General features: G+C 53.5%; 19 protein-coding genes. 14 read left to right on the top strand and 5 right to left on the bottom strand.

Annotated features, from left to right (window positions below; translation table 11 throughout):
- The first annotated feature begins 9 nt into the window (after nucleotides 1-9).
- The 5 genes from thrA to rpe are packed head-to-tail and all read left to right on the top strand — an operon-like array spanning nucleotide 10 to nucleotide 6,219.
- On the top strand, nucleotides 10-2,451 hold the full coding sequence (gene thrA / locus J7I43_RS16680) for a bifunctional aspartate kinase/homoserine dehydrogenase I (RefSeq protein ID WP_209146988.1): 2,442 nt from the start codon (nucleotides 10-12) through the stop codon (nucleotides 2,449-2,451).
- Nucleotides 2,452-2,459: 8 nt separating this feature from the next.
- Nucleotides 2,460-3,404: a homoserine kinase gene (locus J7I43_RS16675; protein ID WP_209146987.1), complete on the top strand. Its 945-nt coding sequence runs from the start codon at nucleotides 2,460-2,462 to the stop codon at nucleotides 3,402-3,404.
- A gap of 3 nt (nucleotides 3,405-3,407) precedes the next feature.
- Nucleotides 3,408-4,703, top strand: coding sequence for a threonine synthase (gene thrC, locus J7I43_RS16670; RefSeq protein WP_209146986.1), 1,296 nt, complete (start codon nucleotides 3,408-3,410; stop codon nucleotides 4,701-4,703).
- A gap of 21 nt (nucleotides 4,704-4,724) precedes the next feature.
- Nucleotides 4,725-5,531 (top strand): tetratricopeptide repeat protein, encoded by an 807-nt coding sequence (locus J7I43_RS16665; protein WP_209146985.1) that lies wholly within the window; start codon nucleotides 4,725-4,727, stop codon nucleotides 5,529-5,531.
- Nucleotides 5,532-5,562: 31 nt separating this feature from the next.
- Nucleotides 5,563-6,219: a ribulose-phosphate 3-epimerase gene (gene rpe / locus J7I43_RS16660; RefSeq protein ID WP_209146984.1), complete on the top strand. Its 657-nt coding sequence runs from the start codon at nucleotides 5,563-5,565 to the stop codon at nucleotides 6,217-6,219.
- A gap of 16 nt (nucleotides 6,220-6,235) precedes the next feature.
- On the opposite strand, the gene J7I43_RS16655 is transcribed toward rpe, so the two are convergent.
- Nucleotides 6,236-6,628: a response regulator gene (locus J7I43_RS16655; RefSeq protein ID WP_209146983.1), complete on the bottom strand. Its 393-nt coding sequence runs from the start codon at nucleotides 6,626-6,628 to the stop codon at nucleotides 6,236-6,238.
- Between the two features lie 7 nt (nucleotides 6,629-6,635).
- Nucleotides 6,636-9,245 (bottom strand): PAS domain-containing protein, encoded by a 2,610-nt coding sequence (locus J7I43_RS16650; protein WP_209146982.1) that lies wholly within the window; start codon nucleotides 9,243-9,245, stop codon nucleotides 6,636-6,638.
- 222 nt (nucleotides 9,246-9,467) lie between these two features.
- Here J7I43_RS16650 and purE point away from each other — a divergent pair, with 222 nt between their 5' ends.
- From purE to J7I43_RS16630, 4 genes are all read left to right on the top strand, one after another.
- Entirely contained in the window at nucleotides 9,468-9,923 is a 456-nt protein-coding gene (purE, locus tag J7I43_RS16645; RefSeq protein WP_209146981.1) for a 5-(carboxyamino)imidazole ribonucleotide mutase, read from the top strand.
- A gap of 88 nt (nucleotides 9,924-10,011) precedes the next feature.
- The gene (locus J7I43_RS16640; protein ID WP_209146980.1) at nucleotides 10,012-10,995 is read left to right on the top strand and encodes a PhoH family protein; all 984 of its coding nucleotides are present in this window, start codon (nucleotides 10,012-10,014) and stop codon (nucleotides 10,993-10,995) included.
- A gap of 194 nt (nucleotides 10,996-11,189) precedes the next feature.
- Nucleotides 11,190-11,546, top strand: a complete 357-nt coding sequence (locus tag J7I43_RS16635; RefSeq protein ID WP_236023408.1) for a nuclear transport factor 2 family protein — start codon at nucleotides 11,190-11,192, stop codon at nucleotides 11,544-11,546.
- Between the two features lie 239 nt (nucleotides 11,547-11,785).
- Entirely contained in the window at nucleotides 11,786-12,331 is a 546-nt protein-coding gene (locus J7I43_RS16630) for an inorganic diphosphatase (RefSeq protein WP_209146978.1), read from the top strand.
- Nucleotides 12,332-12,399: 68 nt separating this feature from the next.
- Here the strand turns inward: J7I43_RS16630 and J7I43_RS16625 are convergent, their stop codons facing one another.
- Nucleotides 12,400-13,161 (bottom strand): C40 family peptidase, encoded by a 762-nt coding sequence (locus tag J7I43_RS16625; RefSeq protein WP_209146977.1) that lies wholly within the window; start codon nucleotides 13,159-13,161, stop codon nucleotides 12,400-12,402.
- Nucleotides 13,162-13,231: 70 nt separating this feature from the next.
- On the opposite strand from J7I43_RS16625, the gene J7I43_RS16620 reads away from it, so the two are divergent.
- The 4 genes from J7I43_RS16620 to J7I43_RS16605 all read left to right on the top strand — a co-directional run bounded on the left by J7I43_RS16620 (nucleotide 13,232) and on the right by J7I43_RS16605 (nucleotide 16,334).
- A complete protein-coding gene (locus J7I43_RS16620) occupies nucleotides 13,232-13,792 on the top strand; it encodes a sigma-70 family RNA polymerase sigma factor (RefSeq protein ID WP_209146976.1) in 561 nt (186 codons plus the stop codon).
- Nucleotides 13,785-14,918, top strand: a complete 1,134-nt coding sequence (locus tag J7I43_RS16615) for a tetratricopeptide repeat protein (RefSeq protein ID WP_209146975.1) — start codon at nucleotides 13,785-13,787, stop codon at nucleotides 14,916-14,918. Before J7I43_RS16620 ends, J7I43_RS16615 begins: the two co-directional genes overlap by 8 nt.
- 450 nt (nucleotides 14,919-15,368) lie before the next feature.
- Entirely contained in the window at nucleotides 15,369-15,947 is a 579-nt protein-coding gene (locus J7I43_RS16610) for an RNA polymerase sigma factor (RefSeq protein WP_209146974.1), read from the top strand.
- Nucleotides 15,948-15,980: 33 nt separating this feature from the next.
- The gene (locus tag J7I43_RS16605) at nucleotides 15,981-16,334 is read left to right on the top strand and encodes an anti-sigma factor family protein (protein ID WP_209146973.1); all 354 of its coding nucleotides are present in this window, start codon (nucleotides 15,981-15,983) and stop codon (nucleotides 16,332-16,334) included.
- A 7-nt stretch (nucleotides 16,335-16,341) separates the two neighbouring features.
- On the opposite strand, the gene J7I43_RS16600 is transcribed toward J7I43_RS16605, so the two are convergent.
- Both J7I43_RS16600 and clpB read right to left on the bottom strand, forming a co-directional pair.
- A complete protein-coding gene (locus J7I43_RS16600) occupies nucleotides 16,342-16,827 on the bottom strand; it encodes a nucleoside deaminase (protein WP_209146972.1) in 486 nt (161 codons plus the stop codon).
- A 360-nt stretch (nucleotides 16,828-17,187) separates the two neighbouring features.
- Nucleotides 17,188-19,788 carry an ATP-dependent chaperone ClpB gene (gene clpB, locus J7I43_RS16595; protein WP_209146971.1) on the bottom strand — a complete coding sequence of 867 codons (2,601 nt, stop codon included), beginning with the start codon at nucleotides 19,786-19,788 and terminating at the stop codon, nucleotides 17,188-17,190.
- 314 nt (nucleotides 19,789-20,102) lie between these two features.
- Here clpB and J7I43_RS16590 point away from each other — a divergent pair, with 314 nt between their 5' ends.
- On the top strand, nucleotides 20,103-21,359 hold the full coding sequence (locus J7I43_RS16590) for an OmpA family protein (protein WP_209146970.1): 1,257 nt from the start codon (nucleotides 20,103-20,105) through the stop codon (nucleotides 21,357-21,359).
- Nucleotides 21,360-21,381: the final 22 nt, after the last annotated feature.

Genomic DNA, 21,381 nt, shown 5'->3' with positions numbered 1-21,381 from the left:
CCTTTTTACATGCAGGTTTTAAAATTCGGCGGCACTTCCGTTGGCAGTACCAGGGCCATAGAACAGGTTTGCAGCATCGTAGCACAATACAAACGTAAAGGCGACATGGCCATCGTAGTGAGCGCCATGAGCGGCATTACCGACAAACTCATCCAGTGCGGGCAGCTGGCCGGGCAATGCCAGGAACAATACAAATCCGTTTTGCAGGAAATAGAGACCAAACATCTCGATACCATCCGCTCACTATTTCCTATCACCGTGCAAAGCAGCCTGCTCAGCGAAGTGAAAAAACAGCTCAACCAGCTGGAAGCCCTCTGCGACGGTATTTTCCAGGTAGGCGAGCTCAGCAAACGCTGCCAGGACAAGATCATGAGTTTCGGCGAACTGCTCTCCTCCTGGATGGTAGCCGAAAAACTGAAACAAATGGGGCTTAACGCCGCCTGGAAAGACAGCCGCGACCTCATTTTCACCGACGCCCAGCACGGCCATGCCCTCGTGGATTTCGACGTTACCGATCACCAGATCACTGCTTTTTTTCAGCATCAGTCCGCCAACTTCGTCGTGCTGCCCGGTTTCATCGCTTCCAATGCCGATAAAGACACCACCACCCTTGGCCGTGGCGGCTCCGATTACACCGCGGCCATTATCGCCGCGGCCATGGACGCCAGCGTGCTCGAGATCTGGACGGACGTGAGCGGCATGATGACCGCCGACCCGCGCCTCGTGCCGCAGGCTATCGCCATCCCGCGCATCTCTTACGAAGAAGCGATGGAGCTTTCCCACTTCGGCGCCAAGGTGATCTACCCGCCCACCATTCAGCCCGTTATGAACCGCCGCATTCCCATCTGGATCAAAAACACCTTTGCACCGGACGATTATGGCACCCTGATACAGGACAACGGCGAAAAACCCTTTCCCGTTACCGGCATTTCCGGCATCCAGAAGATCGCCCTGCTTACGCTGGAAGGCAGCGGCATGGTAGGTATTCCCGGTTTTTCCAAACGCCTGTTCGACGCATTGCTGCGCGAAAAGGTGAACGTGATACTCATCACCCAAAGCTCGTCGGAACACTCCATCACCGTCGGCATCCTCGAAAGCGACATGCTGGCCGCCAAAGCCGCGGTAGACAGCGAGTTCGTACAGGAGATCCACGACAAACGCATCGAGCCGCTGAACGTGGAAAAAGACCTTTGCATCGTGGCCGTGGTAGGCGATAACATGAAGAACCACCATGGCATGAGCGGCAAACTGTTCGGCGCGCTGGGCCGCAACGCCATCAACGTAAGAGCTATCGCGCAGGGCTCCACCGAAAAAAATATTTCCGCCGTGATCAACAAAGGCGATGTAAAAAAGGCGCTGAACGTGATACACGAAGCTTTCTTCGAATCGGAAACCAAACAGGTGAACGTATTCGTGGCCGGCACCGGCAACGTGGGCGGCAAGCTGCTCGAACAGCTGCAGCTCCAGCAGGATTACCTGCAACGCGAACTGGGCCTGCAGGTGCGCGTGATCGCCCTGGGCAACAGCCGCAAGATGCGTTTCTCCGAAAGCGGCATCGCGCTGGAAAACTGGAAGGAAGAACTGGAGGCGGGGCATGAAATGGACCAGGAAGTCTTTGCCAAACACATCCTCGACCTGAACCTGCGCAACAGCGTGTTTGTAGATAACACCGCCAGCGACACCGTTGCGGGCATGTACGCTATTTTCCTGCAGCATGGCATTTCGGTGGTGACCTGCAATAAGATCGCCTGTTCGTCTGAATACGCCGCTTATAAAAAACTGAAAGACCTGGCAAGGAAGTTCAATGCTTCTTTCCTCTTCGAAACCAATGTGGGCGCAGGTTTACCCGTGATCAACACCCTGAACGACCTCGTACGCAGCGGCGACAAAGTGCAGACTATCGAAGCGGTGTTGAGCGGCAGTCTCAATTTCGTATTCAATCATTTCGTGAACGGCGCCAGCTTCCGGCAGGTAGTGAAAGCCGCGCAGGATGAGGGATACACCGAGCCTGATCCGAGGATAGACCTGAGCGGGAAAGACGTGATGCGCAAGATATTGATCCTGGCAAGGGAAAGCGGGGCGGTGCTGGAAATGGGCGATATCGAGAATCATTCCTTTTTGCCGGACGAATGCCTGAACGCCAAAGACGTGCCCGCATTTTACGAGCAGCTGGACGTACACGCCGGCCATTTTAAACAACTGCTGAAATCCGCCGCAGACAAGGGCGAACGCCTGAAGTTCGTTGCCCGTTACCATAACGGGAAAGCGTCCGTCGGACTGCAGTCCGTTAACCCGCAGCACCCCTTCTACCAGCTGGAAGGCAAGGACAATATCGTGCTGTTCACCACCAGCCGTTATTCCGCGCAGCCGCTGATCGTAAAAGGCGCGGGCGCCGGTGCGGACGTAACCGCTTCCGGCATATTCGCAGACATTATCAGAACCGTTCGATAAATAAAGATATGAGCCAAGCAAACAACAGATCCGTTAAGGTATTTTCTCCCGCCACCGTAGCCAACGTGGCCTGTGGCTTCGATGTGATCGGCCTGGCGTTGGAAGGCGTGGGCGACGAAATGGAGCTGCGCCTGAGCGACCAGCCAGGCGTGCGCATCACTTCCATCGAAGGCGCGGAGCTCCCGCTGGAAGCGTCACAGAATGTGGCCGGAGTGGCGCTGGCGGCGCTTTTGCAGGAATACGGCAAACCGGGGACCGGCATCGAGATCGCCATCAAAAAACACATCCATCCCGGCAGTGGCATCGGTTCCAGTGCGGCCAGCGCGGCAGGCGCGGTAGTAGGCGGTAACATCCTGCTCGACAACTACTTTTCCACCGACGCGCTCGTGCGTTTTGCCATGGAAGGCGAAAGGCTGGCCTGCGGCACCCCGCATGCGGACAACGTGGCCCCCGCCATCCTCGGCGGTTTCACGCTCGTGCGCAGTTATCAGCCGCTGGACGTGATCAAGCTGCATACGCCGCAAGACCTTTGGGTGACCGTGATACATCCGCAGATAGAAGTAAAGACCTCCGACGCGAGAGGCATCCTGAAACAACAGGTGCTGCTGAAAGACGCGATCCGTCAATGGGGCAACGTGGGCGCGCTGGTATCCGGTTTGTACACCGAAGATTATAACCTGATCAGCCGCGCGCTGGAAGACGTGATCGTGGAGCCCATCCGTTCCATCCTGATCCCCGCCTTCCACGACCTGAAAATACGCTGCAAGGAAGCCGGCGCCCTCGGCGGAGGAATTTCCGGCAGCGGCCCTTCCGTATTCATGCTGAGCAAAGGCGAAAACAACGCCCGCTCCGTGGCCGCCATGATGGAGAACATCTACGCGCCCCTGGGCGTCGATTACAGGATCTACGTATCCCGCATCGGCAACGCCGGCGTAAAAGCCATAAACATTTAACCTATGCAGTATTATAGCTTACAGAACCACCAGCACCGCGCCTCCTTCCGGGAAGCCGTGATCCAGGGCCTGGCGCCGGATAAAGGATTGTATTTTCCTTCGGAAATACCGAAGCTGGACAAGGATTTCATCGAGCGGCTGGACGAATACGACCCGCAATACATCGCCCGTAAAGTGATACAGCCTTTCGTGGGGGCAGACATACCCGTGCAGTACCTCACGCAGATCATCCGCGAAACCCTCACCTTCCCGTTCCCGCTGCGCGAAGTGGAAGAAAACGTATATGCGCTGGAGTTATTCCACGGCCCTACCCTCGCGTTTAAGGATGTGGGCGCAAAATTCATGGCCGGCTGCCTGGGTTATTTCAGGCGTTCGGCGGAACAGCCGGTAACCGTACTGGTAGCCACTTCCGGCGATACAGGCGGCGCCGTGGCGCATGGGTTTTACGATGTTCCCGGCGTGGAAGTGGTGATACTGTACCCTTCGGGGAAAGTGAGCGAACTGCAGGAAAAACAGCTCACCACGCTCGGCCGCAACATCCGCGCGCTGGAGATCAAAGGCACTTTCGACGATTGCCAGCGCATGGTCAAAACCGCTTTCCTCGACAGCGAGCTGCAGGCGCGCCGCCCGCTTACCTCCGCCAATTCCATCAACGTGGCGCGCTGGCTGCCGCAGATGTTTTATTATTTCATGGCCTACCGCAAAATAAAACAGTGGAAACGCGAAACCGTGATCTCCGTTCCCAGCGGCAATTTCGGCAACATCTGCTCCGGCATGATGGCCGCGGCCATGGGGCTGCCCATCCAGCATTTCGTGGCCGCCACGAATGTGAACGACACGGTGCCGCGTTTTCTGGTAAACGGCAAATACGAGCCGCACCAGGCCGTAGCCACACTGTCTAACGCCATGGACGTGGCGGACCCGAGCAATTTCGTGCGCATCCTGCAATTGTTCTCGCAAAACGAACGCGCGCTGAAAGCGACATTGTCTGCCTACCGTTTTACCGACGAAGAAACCGTGGCCGTTATGAAAAAAGTGTATAAAGAAAGCCAGTACCTCATGGACCCGCACGGCGCGGTAGGTTATCTCGGCCTGAAAAGGTATATGGACCAGCATCCCGGCGTAACCGGTATTTTCCTGGAAACCGCCCACCCGGTGAAGTTCGCCAACGTAATGCCCAAAGGCCTGGAAGAAGCCATCGCCGTGCCGGAACGCGTGCAGCAGATGAACGGCCATGGCAAGGAATCCGTGCTGATGAACGCGGATTACGCGGCCATGAAGGAATGGCTGATGCGATAAAAATTCCCTATGTTTGGGATCATGAAACGTTTTCTACTGTTATGTCTCCCGGTGTTTTTTGCAGCCTGCCAGCAAAGCGGCACAGAGCAAAAAACACCGGAAGCGGTTGATTCCCTCAGCGTAGCGATCGCCAATATGCGCAAAGACCTCCAGGTGAGGCCAACGGATGCGGCCACACGCATTTATCTCGCCAACGCGCTCATCGAACAGGGGAATTATGCCGCGGCAGACAGCCAGGCGGCCGTTCTCGAAAAACATCCCGCCACCCTTCCCAATGCATATTACATTTACGGTCTTTCCGCGCTCAACCGGGAAGACACTGCGGCGGCGATCGATCATCTCGAAAAAGCCATCAGCATCCGTAAAGACAGCAGCGAATACGAAGCGGTGATGCTCACGGCAGACCTGCTGTTCAAAACCCGGTCGTACAACAAAGCCATGGAGCTCTATGCCCTGGCTGCTTTCATCGATTCTTCCGCCGCCGAGGCCAGCTATGCCATCGGCGAAGTGTACGTCAAACAAGGCAGGGAAACACAGGCAAAGCAGCAGTTCGTGACCGCCCTGCAGCGCGACCCGGCGTACAGCCCGGCTTACATCGCATTAGGTGAATTGTTATCTAAATACGGAAAGTGGAAAGAAGCCCTGCCTCACTTCAACATGGCGGCCAAAGCAGACCCGACCAATGCTGACGCGTTTTACCTGCGCGGGCGCGCATTGCTGGCGCTGGGCAACAAACCCGCCGGCATCGACGATCTTACCAAAGCGCTTTCTTTCAGGAAAGATTTCCCCGAAGCCCGCCACCTGCTCGATTCGGTTAAAAATCACTAGGTTTGTAATCTTTAAAAATCAACGCCCGGACATGAAAACACCGATTATCGCCCCTTCCCTGCTCTCAGCCAATTTCCTTGAAATCGGCAAAGACGTGGACATGATCAATAACAGCGAAGCCGACTGGCTGCACCTCGACGTGATGGACGGGCGTTTTGTTCCCAATATCAGTTTCGGTTTTCCCGTGATCTCCGCCGTTACCAAAGTGTGCAAAAAAGTGAACGACGTGCACCTGATGATCGAAGAGCCGGAGAAATACGCGGAAGCCTTTGCCAAAGCGGGCGCCAACGTGCTCACCGTGCATATCGAAGCCTGCCGCCACCTTCACCGCAACATCCAGCAGATAAAAACATTGGGCATGAAGGCCGGCGTGGCGCTGAACCCGCATACCTCCGTAAGCCAGCTGGAAAATATCATTGCAGACATCGACCTGGTACTGGTGATGAGCGTGAACCCGGGGTTCGGCGGGCAACATTTTATTGAGAGAACTTATGAAAAGATCAGGCAGGCCAAAGCGCTGATAGACGCATCCGGATCGAAAGCGCTGATAGAAGTGGACGGCGGCGTAACAATGGATAATTGCAAAGCCATCGTGGAAGCGGGCGCGGACGTGCTGGTGGCCGGGAACACGGTGTTTTCCGCCGGCAACCCGGCAGACATGATCCGTGCGCTGAAACACGGCGCATAACGAATAAATTCCCCTTTTAACGCGCCAGCCCGAGAATGATATCGTTGGTAAGCGGCTTGGTGAGGTAACCCTCCACGAAGTCGAACATACTTACCCGCTGGCGGTCCCTTTCATCGATCGATGAGGTCAATACGTACACTTTCACTGGTTTGGGAAGCGAGCCGCGAAGGACGGAGAAAGCTTCGAGAAATTCCCAGCCGTCCATCACAGGCATGTTGAGATCGAGCAGGATGATGTCGGGCAGCGAAGCCGGCTCGGCAAGGTGCTGCCGGATGTGATCGAGCACATCCTGGGCATCGGAGAATTTTTTTACGTCGTTGGTGACCCGCAACCTGTCCAGCATGATCTCCGTGATCTGCTGGTGAATGGGGTCGTCGTCTACTATAAAGATCGATCGTAGCGGCTTCATAGATTTACTATTCGGGGCTGAAGGTAATGATAAATTTGGTTCCTGCGCCAGGCCGGCTCTCGGCATGAATGCTTCCGCCCATGGCTTCTATTTGTGTTTTCGTAATAAAAAGGCCTATTCCTTTGGCGTCCTTGTTCTTATGAAACGTTTTCCTGAACCCGAAAAGTTTCGCCCCGTAGCGTTCCATGTCGATCCCCATGCCATTGTCTTCCGCCGTCAGCATCACCGCCCCTTCCACTACCCGGCTTTGCAGCCTCAGCATCGGCTTTCTTTCGGCAGACCGATATTTGATGGCGTTGGTGAGCAGGTTTTGCAGGATGCTGTCCAGGTAAATGCGCGGGTACTCGATATGAGGCGCTTCGCTGAAATCCGCCAGCAGCTCTATCCCGCTCGTTTCGATGTCCACGAACAAAATGTCCTTTATTTTCTGCAGCCTTTCGGAAAATACCAGCCGTTCGCGCTCCACGTTCAGGTCTTTCCGGATCTGCACGATCTCGATCAGGTCGTTGAGCGTTTCGTCGATATTGCGGATCACTTCCTGGAACATGCCGCGGTACAGCTCTTTTTCCTGCTCGCCGTCCGTGTCGTTCATGATCTGCATCAGCGCTTTCAGGTTGGCGATGGGCGCGCGGAGGTTGTGGGAAGTGATGTGCGCGAAATCTTCCAGCTGCTTGTTCTGGTTTACGAGGTATTTGTTGAGCGACGACAGCTGGTCGTTAGCTTTCCGTAGTTCCCGCTGCATTTTTTTACTGTCGGTAATGTTGCGGGTGAAGATGGAAATGTTGCCGTCCTGCATCGGCGCCAGCAGGAACTCGTACCATTTGTCCGTAGCGGGCAGGTAGTTGGAGAAAGACACGGGGGCCTGCAACGCCATGCACTGCCGCACCCGCGCGTCGAAAGTGGAGCCCACCAGCGTGGGGAACACTTCGAAGATATTCCGGCCGATCACCTTGCCGTGGTCCACGATCTCCTGGGCTTTCCGGTTGATGAAATTCACTTTGCCGTCTTTGTCCATCACGGCATAACCCATATCGATGGTATCGAAAAAAAGCCGCATCAGTTCCGCGTTACGCGTGAGCTGGTTGCGGATCCTGTATTGTTCGGTTACGTCCTGGATCACGCCGTATACGCGCACCATGCGCCCGTTGCGGTATTCGGGCTTGCCGATGATGCGGCATTGCAGCGTATTGTTGCGCGCGGTGTTGACGGTGATCTGCAGATCGAAAGCCTTGCCCCGCTGCATGCACGCGCCCACGGCCTGTTCCATGCGTTCGCGCGATTCTTCCGAAAAAAACGACATGGCCTTTTCGTACGTCATATGCGTGAACGGCGGAAGTTCGTGGATCTTGTAGGTCTGGGCGCCCCAGCGCATCTGCCGCGTCGTCATGTCCACTTCCCAGCCTCCGATCTTGCCGATCTCGCCGGTTTGCATGAGGAATTCGTGGGTTTTGACGTTCTCCAGCTCCTGGCGTTTTTTCTCGGTAATGTCGTTCACCAGCGCTACCACGATCTGGTCTTTGTCCACCGGGTCTTCCACGGGAAAAAGGGTAAGGTCGAGAAACACTTCGCGGTCGGTTTTGGCTCCGTTGCTGAGCACCTGGAACTCGAGCTTTTTTTCCAGCCGGATCATTTTGCCTTTCTGCAACACCTGGATAAACAGCTGGTCCAGCTCGAAAAGCCGTGCGAAAGGGTCTTGAATAAGATTGCTGCCTGGCTGCTCTTCCAGCCCGGTGCTCGCGAAAAAGCGGCGCTGCGTCTGGTTCACCCGGCGGATGAACCCGAAATTGTCGAACTGGATGTAACCAACGGGCAGATGTTCCACGATGGTGTACAGGAGGCGCTCGCTTTTTTCGAGGCTGAGCACGGCCAGTTTTTTTTCGGTGATCTCGCTCAGGATGATGAACAGGCAGGCGATCTCCCCTTGGAGGTCCAGCACGGGAAAACCCGTTACTTCGTAATACAGCGGCTGGATGCGGGTCACGTTATCGTCGTGCACTTCGTTGTAGCCGAGCAGCATCTCGCGTTTCACCGGGCCTTTGCGCTGTTTTACCTCTTCGAGCAGGCGGGTGAGGCCGCTGCGTTGATTAATGCCGTCGTTGAACACGTTGTAGGGGCCGTGGCTGGCGGGATGTTCGTCTCCGAGGATGAGGCGCTGGGCAGGGTTCATATTGCGGTGCCAGCCGTCCGGGGTAAATTCCTGCAGGCCAACGGGCAGGTGTTCGAGCACGCTGCGGAAAAACCGTTCGTTGCGGCGGGCTTCGGTTTCCTGTTGCACGTTGCGGATGATCATCATCACCTGTACTTCGTCGCCGGTTTCGTTGTATAGCGGGCTGTAGCTGACTTTATAATGAAGGGGGGGCTGACCGAAGGGCACGACGAGGCTGAAGCGTTCGCCGGAGAGGGCGCGCTGCCAGTGCCCGATTGCCTGGTCTGTGACATGCGGAGCGGCATCACAAAGGCGGAGCATGCTGTCCCCTGCCCTAAGCTCTATCGCCAGGTTCGTTTTGTTTTCCTCAATAAAAGCGCTGTTCAGCAATACGATCCGCAGTTGTGCGTCGAACACGGCTACGGGGTCCGGCAGCGCCTCCACCACCTGGCTCAGCAGGGCGATGTTCATGGAATTGTTCAATTTGGCATAGGCGGTTGGAATGGGCCAAATGTAGGGATTATATTATACAAATTCATGCTATTATTATGTGATAAAGCGGGTTATGAAGGTTTGTGAATAAATCGGAGGGGGTTTCTTGCGGTGGGCTCCTTACTTTTAAATATCTTTGAGCAGGAAACAATAGTTTCATTTTTACGTTAAACTATAGCAAATTAATATTCAAAAAAAAGGATGAAAGTTTTAATTATCATGGGCTCGGAAAGCGATAAGCCCGTTATGCAGGAATCGCAGAATTATCTCCAATATTTTGGCATCGAAAGTGAGCTGGTGGTGGCATCCGCCCACCGCAACCCGGACAAGGTGCGCGAGCTGGTGATCAACGCCCAGCCCCAGGGTTATGGTGTGATTATTGCGGCGGCTGGTATGGCGGCGGCATTGCCGGGCGTGGTTTCTGCCTATACTTCCCTCCCGGTGCTGGGCGTTCCCTTAGACGGGGGCCTTCCCGGCGGCATCGACGCCCTTTATTCCATCGTGCAGATGCCTGCAGGCCTTCCGGTGGGCACCCTGGCGGTAGGTAAAGCGGGCGCGAGGAATGCGGCCATCCTGGCGGCAAGGATTCTCGCCCTTGGCAACAAAAACATTGCAGAACGCGTGGAAGCGTTCAAACAGAACGGATACCGGGTCTAGCACTTTATTTCAGGATGCGCGGCCCATGGCTTCGCATCCTGGATTTCCAGTCCAGATCCGAAATGCAGACAATTAAATTGAACCGCACTTGACAGAATCGATCATTAACCTGGACAGCGTAAATCCCATTGAGTTTTTCGGAGTGAATAACGGAAAGCTGGACTTATTAAAAAAGAAGTTCCCTTTATTGAAGATCCTTAGCCGCGGCACACAGCTGAAGCTTTCGGGCGCGCCGGAAGAAGTGGCCACCGCTAAAGAAAAGATCGGGCAGATCGTAAGTTACCTGGAGCGCAACGGGCACCTGAGCGAAAATTATTTCGAGCAGATCCTGGGCGAAGAAGAAGGCACGGGCATCGATCATTTTAAAGACCGGAATCCCAACGATGTGCTGGTATTTGGCCCCAACGGCCGTACTATCCGCGCCAAAACCGCCAACCAGAAGAAAATGGTGGCGCTGGCAGACAAAAACGACATCGTGTTTGCCATCGGCCCGGCGGGTACGGGTAAAACCTATACTGCTGTAGCACTCGCCGTAAGAGCGCTGAAAAACAAGGCCGTACGGAAGATCATCCTCACCCGCCCCGCAGTGGAAGCAGGCGAAAGCCTCGGTTTTCTGCCCGGCGACCTGAAAGAAAAGATCGACCCGTACCTGCGCCCCCTGTACGACGCGCTGGATGATATGATCCCGCCGGACAAGCTCAGTTACTTCATGACCAACAGGATCATCGAGATCGCGCCCCTGGCATATATGCGCGGCCGTACGCTGGACAATTCCTTCATCCTGCTCGACGAGGCGCAAAACTCCACCGACCTGCAGATGAAAATGTTCCTGACCCGCATCGGCTCCTCCGCAAAGGCCATCATTACGGGCGACCTTACCCAGATCGACCTTCCCAAGAACCAGAAGAGCGGCCTCGGCAAAGCCACCCGCATCCTGCGGAACATCGACGGCATCGGGTACCTCGAGCTGGATGAGGAAGACGTAGTACGCCACCGCCTCGTAAAGGCCATCATCAGGGCTTACGACGCCGCGGCGGAAGACCATGAAGGGGGTAAGAAGACCGACAATTAACACGGTTTTAACAGCCATTTGTCGTAAGTTGCGCAATTGAGCGATTCCTGTTAATTTTGTTAATGACATTATAACTTTAACCTATCAACCACATGAGCTATTACAGGCGAATTGTTTATTTGATGTGTGTCTCGGGAATATTTTTAACTGGCTGTAAAAAAAGACCTGAACCGCAGGAGGTTGCGCTGGAATTTATGCACGCCATTCAGGCATCTAACTTCGAGCGCGCCAAGGAATTTGCTACAAAAGAATCACAACAGGTAATACTGCTCTACTCCATTTTTGACGGCAAACGCAACGAGAACGAACGCGAAAAGATCAAAAATGCCAAGCTGGAAGTGGTAAACCACCAGGAAAACGGAGATAAAGCCACGGTAACCATACTCAATTCTTCCGCCAGCCAGCAGGAAACCCTGCAATTGGTAAAGGAAAGCGGTCAATGGAAAATATCCCTGACACTCGAAAGCATCCTGCCTACCTACGTAGCCCCGGGCTCCATGGACATGAACTCAATGGCCCCGCAGAACACGGATTCTTCCACAGCTCACTGATTCCCTTCATAATTTTATTTTATTAGCGGTTTGTTCCGTAATTTTGCGCCTTTACAAACCGGCAGGTATCTGATATTCAGGCGCCTGGAAAGGCTGAGCCGGCTTTTGGCAGTCCAAAGCGATCCTTTGACTTCCAAACACCGGCCTTCCTGTTTCCAATCCCCTCCTTATCCGTGCCTCCCGTACATGCATACATTGTAAACGTGAAACACATACTCATTTTTTAAAAGAAGCATTGAATGACGACAACGAATCCATGGCACAGCGTAAGCCCCGGTGATAACGTGCCCCACACCGTAACCGGCATTATCGAAATACCGAAAGGCTCCCGTGCCAAATACGAGCTGGACAAGGAAAGCGGCCTGCTGAAACTGGACCGCGTGCTGTACTCGTCCGTTTATTACCCGGCCAACTACGGCTTCATTCCCAAAACATACTGCGACGATAACGACCCGCTGGACATCCTCATCCTTTCACAGATCGACTGCGTGCCCCTGTGCATCGTAGACGCAAAAGTGATCGGCGTAATGCAAATGATCGACGGCGGCGAGGCAGACGATAAGATCATCGCCGTTGCGGCGCACGACATGAGCGTGAACCACATCAACGACATCAGCGAGCTTCCCCCACACCTGCTGGAGGAAATCCGTCACTTCTTCGAAGAATATAAAAAACTGGAGAACAAAACCGTAAAGGTGGAAGAATTCCAGAACAAGGCGAAAGCGGAACAGATCATCAACGACGCGTTCGAACTGTACAATACCACCTTCGGAAACAAACAATAACCTTTACAAACAATTATAAAAACGGCCGGGAACAATTCCCGGCCGTTTTTTTATGCGATGCATCTTTTTCAGAACATCCTTTTGATCAGCCGCAGCTTGTGCGTTCTCAGCCCTGTATCCGCATTCACGATGCCCAGGTGATCGATCGGGTCGATGCGCACCTTGCCGGAAGCATGAATGATCTCCTGTTCGCTGAGCATCAGCCCTACATGCGTGATCTTTCCCGCTTCGTTATCAAAAAACGCGAGATCGCCGGGCTTTGTTTCCTGGATCAACGATACCGTTTCACCTTGTGTAGCCTGCTGGTAAGCGTCGCGCAGCAAAGGGATACCGAGGATTTTATACACGGTTTGTGTAAACCCGGAACAGTCCACGCCAAAAACCGTTTTCCCGCCCCACAGGTACGCCGTATTCAGGAAAGTATGCGCGACGGGGCGCCATGACAAATGCGGTGATTTAGCAGCCGTATAAAGTTCTATGCCTGTTTCCGCGGAAACGCTCACATTCCCCCATTGCCCGCTGCCCAGTTTGAGCAAACTGCCGTAGGGAATGTACACCGGCTGGCCGTTCAGGCTGAGGCGCGATGCCCATTGGGTGGCAACGTGCGTGTACGGCGCATCGAAAAGTTCCGCGGTAATGGTCTCCAGGTGTGAATAAGTTACCCAGCCTTCGTACCCGTCGTACTGCAACCGCACCCTGATCCAACCGTCTGCATTAACTGATTCTGTTTCAACACATTCCCCGAATATCGCCTGGGAAATCATTTCGCTTTTGTGAGAAGGTTCGGCGCGCAGTGGCATCACCGGCACGATAGTAATGGCGAGTGGCATGTTAATTGTTTGAAATATGTGGGCTGGGTGAACATTTGACCCGGTTTTACGTAAATATAATAATAAGCATATGCACCTCCAGTTAAATAACCTGAATGACAAGGAATTGCTGCTCCGCATGCGGAAGTTGCAGGACCGCGAAGCCGCCGGCGTTCTGCTGGACCGGTACAGTCATCTGCTGGTAGCGGTCTGCCTGCCGAAGTTATCAAAGGAAAAACCCGCCGAAACCGTATTCCCCGTTTTAACCCGGCAATTGTTCGCCCAACTCTCCTCTTCGTTCGGTAAAATAAACGAAACCGTATATGCAATAGTTCAAAGTTATTTCTCGAAAGGCAACAAAACAAACGTTCCCTACCATTCGCCCGTGCAAACCATCCAAAGGCTGGAATCGCAGGTGGAGCAGGCCGGGAACAACCCGATAGCAAGAACCGCGCTCACCGAGCGCATCGAGCAGGCGCTGCAAACCTTAAGCGGGGAAGAAGCCCGGCTGATCACCGGTTTTTATCTCGAACATCTCACGCTGCAGGAACTTGCCATGCACCAGCATACAACCGCAGATAAAATAAGAAACTCCCTGAAAGGCATCAGGAAGAAAATAGCAACACAACTGAAGGACGTGGCTTATGAATAATCAAACTCCAAGACAAGAAAGGGTCCTTAAGATCTTTACCCCTGTACGCTGCATCAACAGGGACCAACTGCTGCGTTATCACCGCGGCAGCATGACGCCCGTGGAAAAACACCTGGTGGAACAGCACATCATCGACTGCGATCTTTGTCATGATGCGCTGCAGACCCTTGGTAACCACCATCTGCACGAACAATACAATCATCTTTCGCACGAACTGAGCCAGTTCATCCGCCGGGAGTTTGCCCCGCCGCCACAGCCGGATAAAAAGCAGCAGCAGCGGCAGATCACCGCGCGTAGAACCGCAGACAGCCTGCTCTCCTATTTCTGGGTGATCATGTTCGTGGCCATCGGCATAGGCGGCGTGTTCCTGCTGCAACAGCATCTCAAGAACAGGCCTGCCCTTGCGGCATTGCCCGCCCGCACCTCCGATGCGCTGATCGTTCCCGCGGCCGCGCCGGCAGCCGCCATAGACCCGAATTACAAAGCGGGACAGCCGGAACAGAAACCGCTCGTCATTCACACCCAATACAACAGCACCGCCCGCGATACCATCAATAAAACAAATACCGCCGGCAGCGCCCCACCGGCAGCGCCCACCGCGCCTCCCAAAAAAGACACCGCCGCGCTCAAAAAGAAAACACTGAAAGACAGCGTAATCAAACGCACCACGGATACGACTACACGCCTGATCACCAGCACGCCGAAAGAAGATCCGCTTAAACCCAAAACCGAACCCAAAGACCAGAAATTCCTGGCCCGGGACGACGAAAACCAGCAAACCAAAGAAGCAGAGAAAAACACCACCGGCAGCGTCACCGACAAATCCGACGCAACCACCAAACCCAACAACACCAAAAAAGAAGAACAACCCGCCATTTCCGGCGACGAATCGCTCTTCCGCGCCGCCATGCGCTACCAGCAGCAAGGCGACCTCAACGAAGCCGCCAACCAGTTCAAAAAACTATCCGGCAACGAAAAATATTCCGAGCGCGCCAAATACCAGCTGGCCGTGATCTACAAAACCAAAGGCCAGAACGGTAAAGCCCGCAGGCTTTTTAAAGAGATCATCAAAATGGAAGGGAATATGAAAGCGCAGGCCATCGCACAGCTCAACAACATTAATTAGGCGCTCCTCAGGGGCTTCGTCCGAATTTCAATATCCAAATTTTTATAAAAAGAACTTGGGTCGGGGTTTTTGTGGCTGCGGGCACAGCTTTTTATAAAAATTTGGATATTGAAATTCTACCCCTTCGTCGCTATCCAGGAAAACGGGAGAAGTTAAACCAGTATGGTGTTTCCATTTTGCCAGGGAAAAGCGGAAGAAGTTAACTGATAATAGTGCTTTCGTTTTGCCAGTGAAAATCACAGTAACGGATAAACCAAAAATATCCTCCATCCCGCCAACACCCAATCATCCCATTCAGATAAAAGCCTGGCTGGCCCATGGGAAATTTTCCCTTTTAAATTTTTTAAAATGACTGAGCACCCAGCCAAAGAATACCACGCCCAGTTTCATTTTTAAAAAATTTAAAAGGGAAAATTTTATGGAAAAAGGAGAAGGAGCTATCTTAATGGGGTGAATCCCTCCGAACATCAATATCAGGGCCTCAGCGATCAGGAATTGCTGCTGCGGTATAAAACCGATGGGAATGGCGATTGGATCGGCATTTTGTTCGACCGGTACGCTATCCTGCTGCTGGGTCTTTGTATGAAATACCTGAAAAATGAAGAAGATGCGCGGGACAGTGTGCAGCAGATCTTCCTTAAAGTATTGTCTGACATCAACAAACACGATGTGGTGTACTTCAAAGCCTGGATCTACCAGGTGGCCCGCAATCACTGCCTGATGCAGCTGCGGCATCATAAAGACGTGGAGCTGAAGGAAGATTATATGCCCGGGGCGGCCCAGCAGGAAGACGTTTCGAAGGAGCGTTACGTGCAGAAAGATACCATGCTCGAAAACATGGAACGGGCGCTGGGGGAACTGAACAGCGAACAGGGCGTTTGCGTGCGGATGTTTTACCTCGAAAAAAAATCTTACCAGGAAATAACGGAACAGACCGGGTTCACCCTTTTACAGGTGAAAAGCTACATACAGAATGGAAAAAGGAACCTCAAAATATTATTGGAAAAGTACAGTAAAAATAAACGCTAACTTGCAATTAAATGCAGTAGCGGTCATTAAGATATGAACGAACATTTTGCCGACATATTCACTGAAACCGCTTGTCCCAGCCAGGATAAGCTGTTGGCGTACGTAAAAGGGGAACTGAGTGCGGAGGAACGCCACGAGGTGGAGCTTCACCTGCAGGACTGCGATCTTTGCAGTGAAGCGGTGGAAGGATTGACGGCTATCGACAGAAAAGACCAGATCCCCCACTGGCTCCGGCAGGCGAAATTAAGCGTGCTGCAAAAACTCCGTAAAAAATCAAGAAAAAGAAGGAAATCGGAATCCTATCTCTACATCGCCATCGTTACGCTGATAGTCATATTCCTGCTGCTGGCGTTTTTCTGGATCTTCCATTTCGGCTCCGCCCGTTAGCGGCGGCTTAGTAGAGCTTTTTGTTTTCCTTCCGGTCCCACTCGCGGAATACTTCTCTTGCCGCTTCCTGCGGGAAGGAAATGAAAGGTATTTTCCTTTGCCCGTGCGGCAATTCTATTTCCCTGTAAATAAAGGAATCATCGAACAGGATGGCTGCGGCCTCTTCTTTGGTGTTGGCGTAAAAAACCCTTTGCGGGCGGGCCCAGTAGATGGCGCCAAGGCACATGGGGCAGGGCTCGCAGGAGGTGTAGATCTCGCAGTCGCTGAGCTGGAAAGTACCGAGGCGCCTGCATGCATCGCGGATGGCCACTACTTCGGCGTGCGCAGTGGGGTCGTTGTGCGTCAGCACTTGGTTCCAGCCTTCACCCACTACTTCGTCTCCTTTTACTACGACGGAGCCGAACGGGCCGCCATCACCATTGCGCATGCCCTGCAAAGACAATTCGATCGCCCGCGCCATGAATTTTATTTCCCTTTCTCCGATTTCGTACATAAACGTGCCATTTTTCCGGGTTAATACTTCAAATGTACGGAAAATCAAGGCGTTCCGTAACCGTACAGGGGAAGGCGCAGATCGCTGCGCCCTTCCTGTAGGCCTTTTAACCCCCATCATCCTAACAACACATCTTCAATAAACCACTGGCACTGCCAGCCGTAAAGTTTTTTGCCGAATGACCGAGGCAGTTACGTTTGCGTACTCCGCACAATATAGCCCGCTATATTAGATTAAACAAATTATTAATTTGATACATTTTACAATATGTTAGTATTCAGCGGGAAATAAAAAACCCGGGCGAAGATTCACCCGGGCATTACCTGTAACTGTATATCGTCGTATTAGAATAGACAAATTTTATGTGTTCCTGATCACCACTACGCCGTCAAACACATCCACCAGCACGGGCTTCGTTTTATCGATTTCCCCGGCGAGGATCTTCTTGCTGAGGAGATTGATGATCTCCTTCTGGATCAGGCGTTTCAGCGGCCTGGCGCCAAACTGGGGATCGTATCCCTGTTCTGCCAGGTAGTCCAGCGCATATTCGGAGAATTCCAATATCATGCCATTTTTACCTACGAGGTCGCGCAGTTGTTGTAATTGTATGTTAATAATTCCTCTCACTTCTGAGCGCAGCAGCGGCTGGAACATGATCACCTCGTCCACACGGTTCAGGAATTCGGGCCGGATGGACTGTTTCAACAGGCCCATTACTTCTTCCTTCGTTGCGTCTACTACTTCGTCGCGGTTTTCTTCGTTGATCTTTTCGAAGTTTTCCTGGATAATGTGGCTGCCCATATTGCTGGTCATAATGATGATGGTGTTCTTAAAATTCACCACGCGGCCTTTGTTGTCCGTAAGGCGGCCGTCGTCGAGCACCTGCAGCAGGATGTTGAACGTATCCGGATGGGCTTTTTCGATCTCGTCGAGCAGCACCACGCTATATGGTTTACGTCGAACGGCCTCGGTGAGTTGCCCGCCTTCATCATATCCCACATATCCCGGAGGCGCGCCCACCAGTCTGCTCACGGCATGTTTTTCCTGGTATTCGCTCATGTCTATGCGGGTCATCATGCTTTCGTCGTCGAACAGGAAATCCGCCAGGGCCTTCGCCAGCTCCGTTTTACCCACACCGGTGGTACCGAGGAATATAAACGAGCCGATGGGCCGTTTTGGATCGTTCAGGCCGGCGCGGCTTCTGCGGATGGCGTCCGCCACGGCCACGATGGCTTCGTCCTGCCCTACTACCCTTTTATGGAGCTCGTCTTCGAGGTGCAGCAGCTTGTCTTTTTCGCTTTGCAGCATACGGGTAACGGGGATGCCGGTAGCTTTGGCCACGTTTTCGGCAATGTCTTCCGCGTCTACTTCTTCCTTGAGCAGTCTTTTATGGCTGGAAGAAAGGGACCCGAGCTCCTGGGAAAGATCATTTACCAGTTTTTCCTGTTCCTTGATCTTGCCGTAGCGGATCTCCGCCACCTTTCCGAAGTCCCCGTTCCTTTCGGCCTGTTCGGCTTCCAGTTTGAGGTTTTCGATGGCGGCCTTTGCGTTCTGCACTTTATCTACCAGCTCTTTTTCCTGCTGCCATTTGGATTTGAAGGTATTGCGCTCTTCGCTCAGGCGCGCTATTTCGGCGGCCAGTTCGCCGAGCTTTTCTTTATCGTTTTCGCGTTTGATCGCTTCGCGCTCGATCTCCAGCTGCCGGATGCGGCGTTCCAGCTCGTCCAGCTCTTCGGGCATGGAGTTCATTTCGAGGCGCAGTTTGGCCGCGCTTTCGTCGATGAGGTCGATGGCCTTGTCTGGCAGGAAGCGGTCGGTGATGTAGCGGTGAGAAAGCTCCACTGCGGCGATGATCGCTTCGTCTTTGATCAGCACGTGGTGGTGGTTCTCATATCTTTCTTTCAGGCCGCGCAGGATGGAGATCGCGTCTTCCACGCTGGGCTCGTCGATGAGCACTTTCTGGAAGCGGCGTTCCAGCGCTTTGTCTTTTTCGAAATATTTCTGGTATTCGTTGAGCGTAGTGGCGCCGATGGCCCTCAGTTCGCCGCGTGCCAGCGCGGGTTTGAGAATGTTGGCAGCGTCCATCGCTCCTTCCATCGCGCCGGCACCGATCAGGGTGTGGATCTCATCGATGAACAGGATGATATCGCCGTTGCTTTCGCTCACTTCTTTCACGACGGATTTGAGCCTTTCCTCGAACTCGCCGCGGTATTTGGCGCCGGCCATCAGCGCGCCCATATCGAGCGCGTAAATGATCTTGTTGTGCAGGTTGTCTGGCACGTCGCTGTTGATGATGCGGTGCGCCAAACCTTCTGCGATAGCGGTTTTACCAACGCCGGGCTCGCCCACGAGTATCGGGTTGTTTTTCGAGCGGCGGGAAAGGATATGCAGCGTTCTGCGGATCTCTTCGTCGCGGCCGATCACGGGATCGAGCTTACCGGCTCGGGCCAGTTCGTTGAGGTTTTTGGCGTATTTTTCAAGACTGTTATATTGTGCGTCCGCCGTTTGCGAGTTTACGGTGCCTCCTTTACGAAGCTCCGTGATGGCCGACTTGAGGCCTTTTTCGGTAAGCCCTGCGTCTTTCAGCAGCTTGGCGGTATCGTCGCTGCCGCCGAGAAGGCCCAGCAGCAAATGTTCCACGCTCACAAATTCGTCCTTAAATTCCTTGATGCTGGAACCTGCGCGGAGAATGGCATTGTTCGCCTCGCGGCTCAACACCTGTCCGCCTTCGCCGTTGCCGATCACCGGGTATTTCTGCACCTGCTCGCTGAGCTTGCCGTCCAGGAATCCTGTATTGACATCGTTTTTTTTCAGCAGGTATTCAACGCTGTTGTCTTCGTCCTGCAACAAAGCTTTTAATATATGACCGGTTTCGATAGCCGAGTTCCGGTGATTAAAAGCAAGCTGCTGCGCGGCTTGCAGCGTTTCCTGCGATTTGATGGTGAAGTTATTCAGATTCATATTTTATGCTTTGTCTCCTTTAGGTTAACGGTTGGTTTTTTAATTTGTTTAGGGTGATCAAATGTTACACCAACGTTATTTTACCGGTTATTTTGACAGGATTTCCTTATTGCGCCTGCATTAATTTCAGTTTATATGTGTTTCGACTGTAATTTTGTCTATTCCTCTCATTATTAACCTTTTACAACGGCCGTAACATTAAATCGTCCTCAACATTGAACTGTATGGAATTTCAACCTGTTATAGTTCAGTTACAACAACGGTACCCCCTTGGATTGAGCACTCCTAATCATTCACCACAAAACCTGTATTTTATGGCTTTTGATCTGATCGACACCCTGAAAAACCTTTTCAACAACGAATTCAGTAATAAGGCGGCCGCGCAGCTCGGCGAAAATGAATCCAGCGTACAAAAGGCGATCGGCGGCATTATCCCGGCAGTGCTGACGGGCCTGCTTAACAAAGCGGGCAGCGGCGATACGGGCGGGCTGATCGCCCTGATCAAAGACGCCACCAGCGTCAATCTTTCACAGCCAGGCAATTTGAGCAGCGGTTTACCTGCGGGACTGCTGGCCAAAGGGGCAGACATCCTGCGTTCCCTGTTCGGCAACAAGGCCGGCGACCTGACGGGCGCCATCGCCAGTTATGCAGGCATCAAGGTACAATCTGCGGAAACCCTTCTGCAAACCGCCGCTCCCGCATCGCTGAGCGTTATCGGGCAGCAGGCGGCCGCGCAGCATGCCGGCCCTTCCGGCATTATGGACATTCTCAATAGCCAAAAAGACAAAATACTCGCCGCGGTGCCTACGGGCCTCGGCCTGGCAAGCCTGCTGGGCGTGCCCAGCCTGGGCGATATCGGCAACCGCCTTTCCGGCATCACCGATTCCCTGAAACATGCGGTCAATAGTGTAGGCGGCACCGTTAGCACTCCTGGCAGCAACCGCTGGATCACCTGGCTGATCGTTGCCGTCGCCATAATCCTGCTGATCATCTGGCTGGCTAAAGGCTGCGGGGGCGGGCATAACACGCCCGTTGCAGATTCGCTGACGGTTACGGGCATGGAAGATTCCGCCGTGAGCGCAGTGAGCACCGAACCGGTAGCCACACGGGAGCCCATCAAGGTGACGCTGCCGAACGGCGCGGTGCTGGAAGCATACAAAGGCGGCATCGAAGACCGGCTGGTAGCATTTCTGCAAGACCCTAACACGCAGGGCGGCAAAGACCAATGGTTCGATTTCGACAACCTGAACTTTAAGACCGGCAGCGCCGAGATCACCCCTGAAAGCCGGGTGCAGATCAGCAATCTCGCCGCCATCCTCAATGCCTTCCCCAAAGCAAAAATTAAAATAGGCGGGTATACGGACGCAACCGGCGATGCGAAGGCTAACCAGCAACTGTCGCAGGAACGCGCGGAAGCGGTGAACCATGCGCTGGGAGAAGCCAATGTAAAACCGGTGCAGCTGCTGGGCGCGGAAGGTTACGGCGCGCAGTTCGCCAAAGCCGCGGCCGATGCGCCGGATGAAGAAAGGCAAAAAGACAGGAGAATTTCCGTGAGCGTGCGGGAAAAATAAGTTCCGCCGCCGGACCGATAAA

The sequence above is a fragment of the Chitinophaga chungangae genome (genome assembly GCF_017742215.1).
In the GTDB taxonomy this organism is placed as follows: domain Bacteria; phylum Bacteroidota; class Bacteroidia; order Chitinophagales; family Chitinophagaceae; genus Chitinophaga; species Chitinophaga chungangae.
This window is presented reverse-complemented; position numbering and strand designations above follow the sequence as displayed.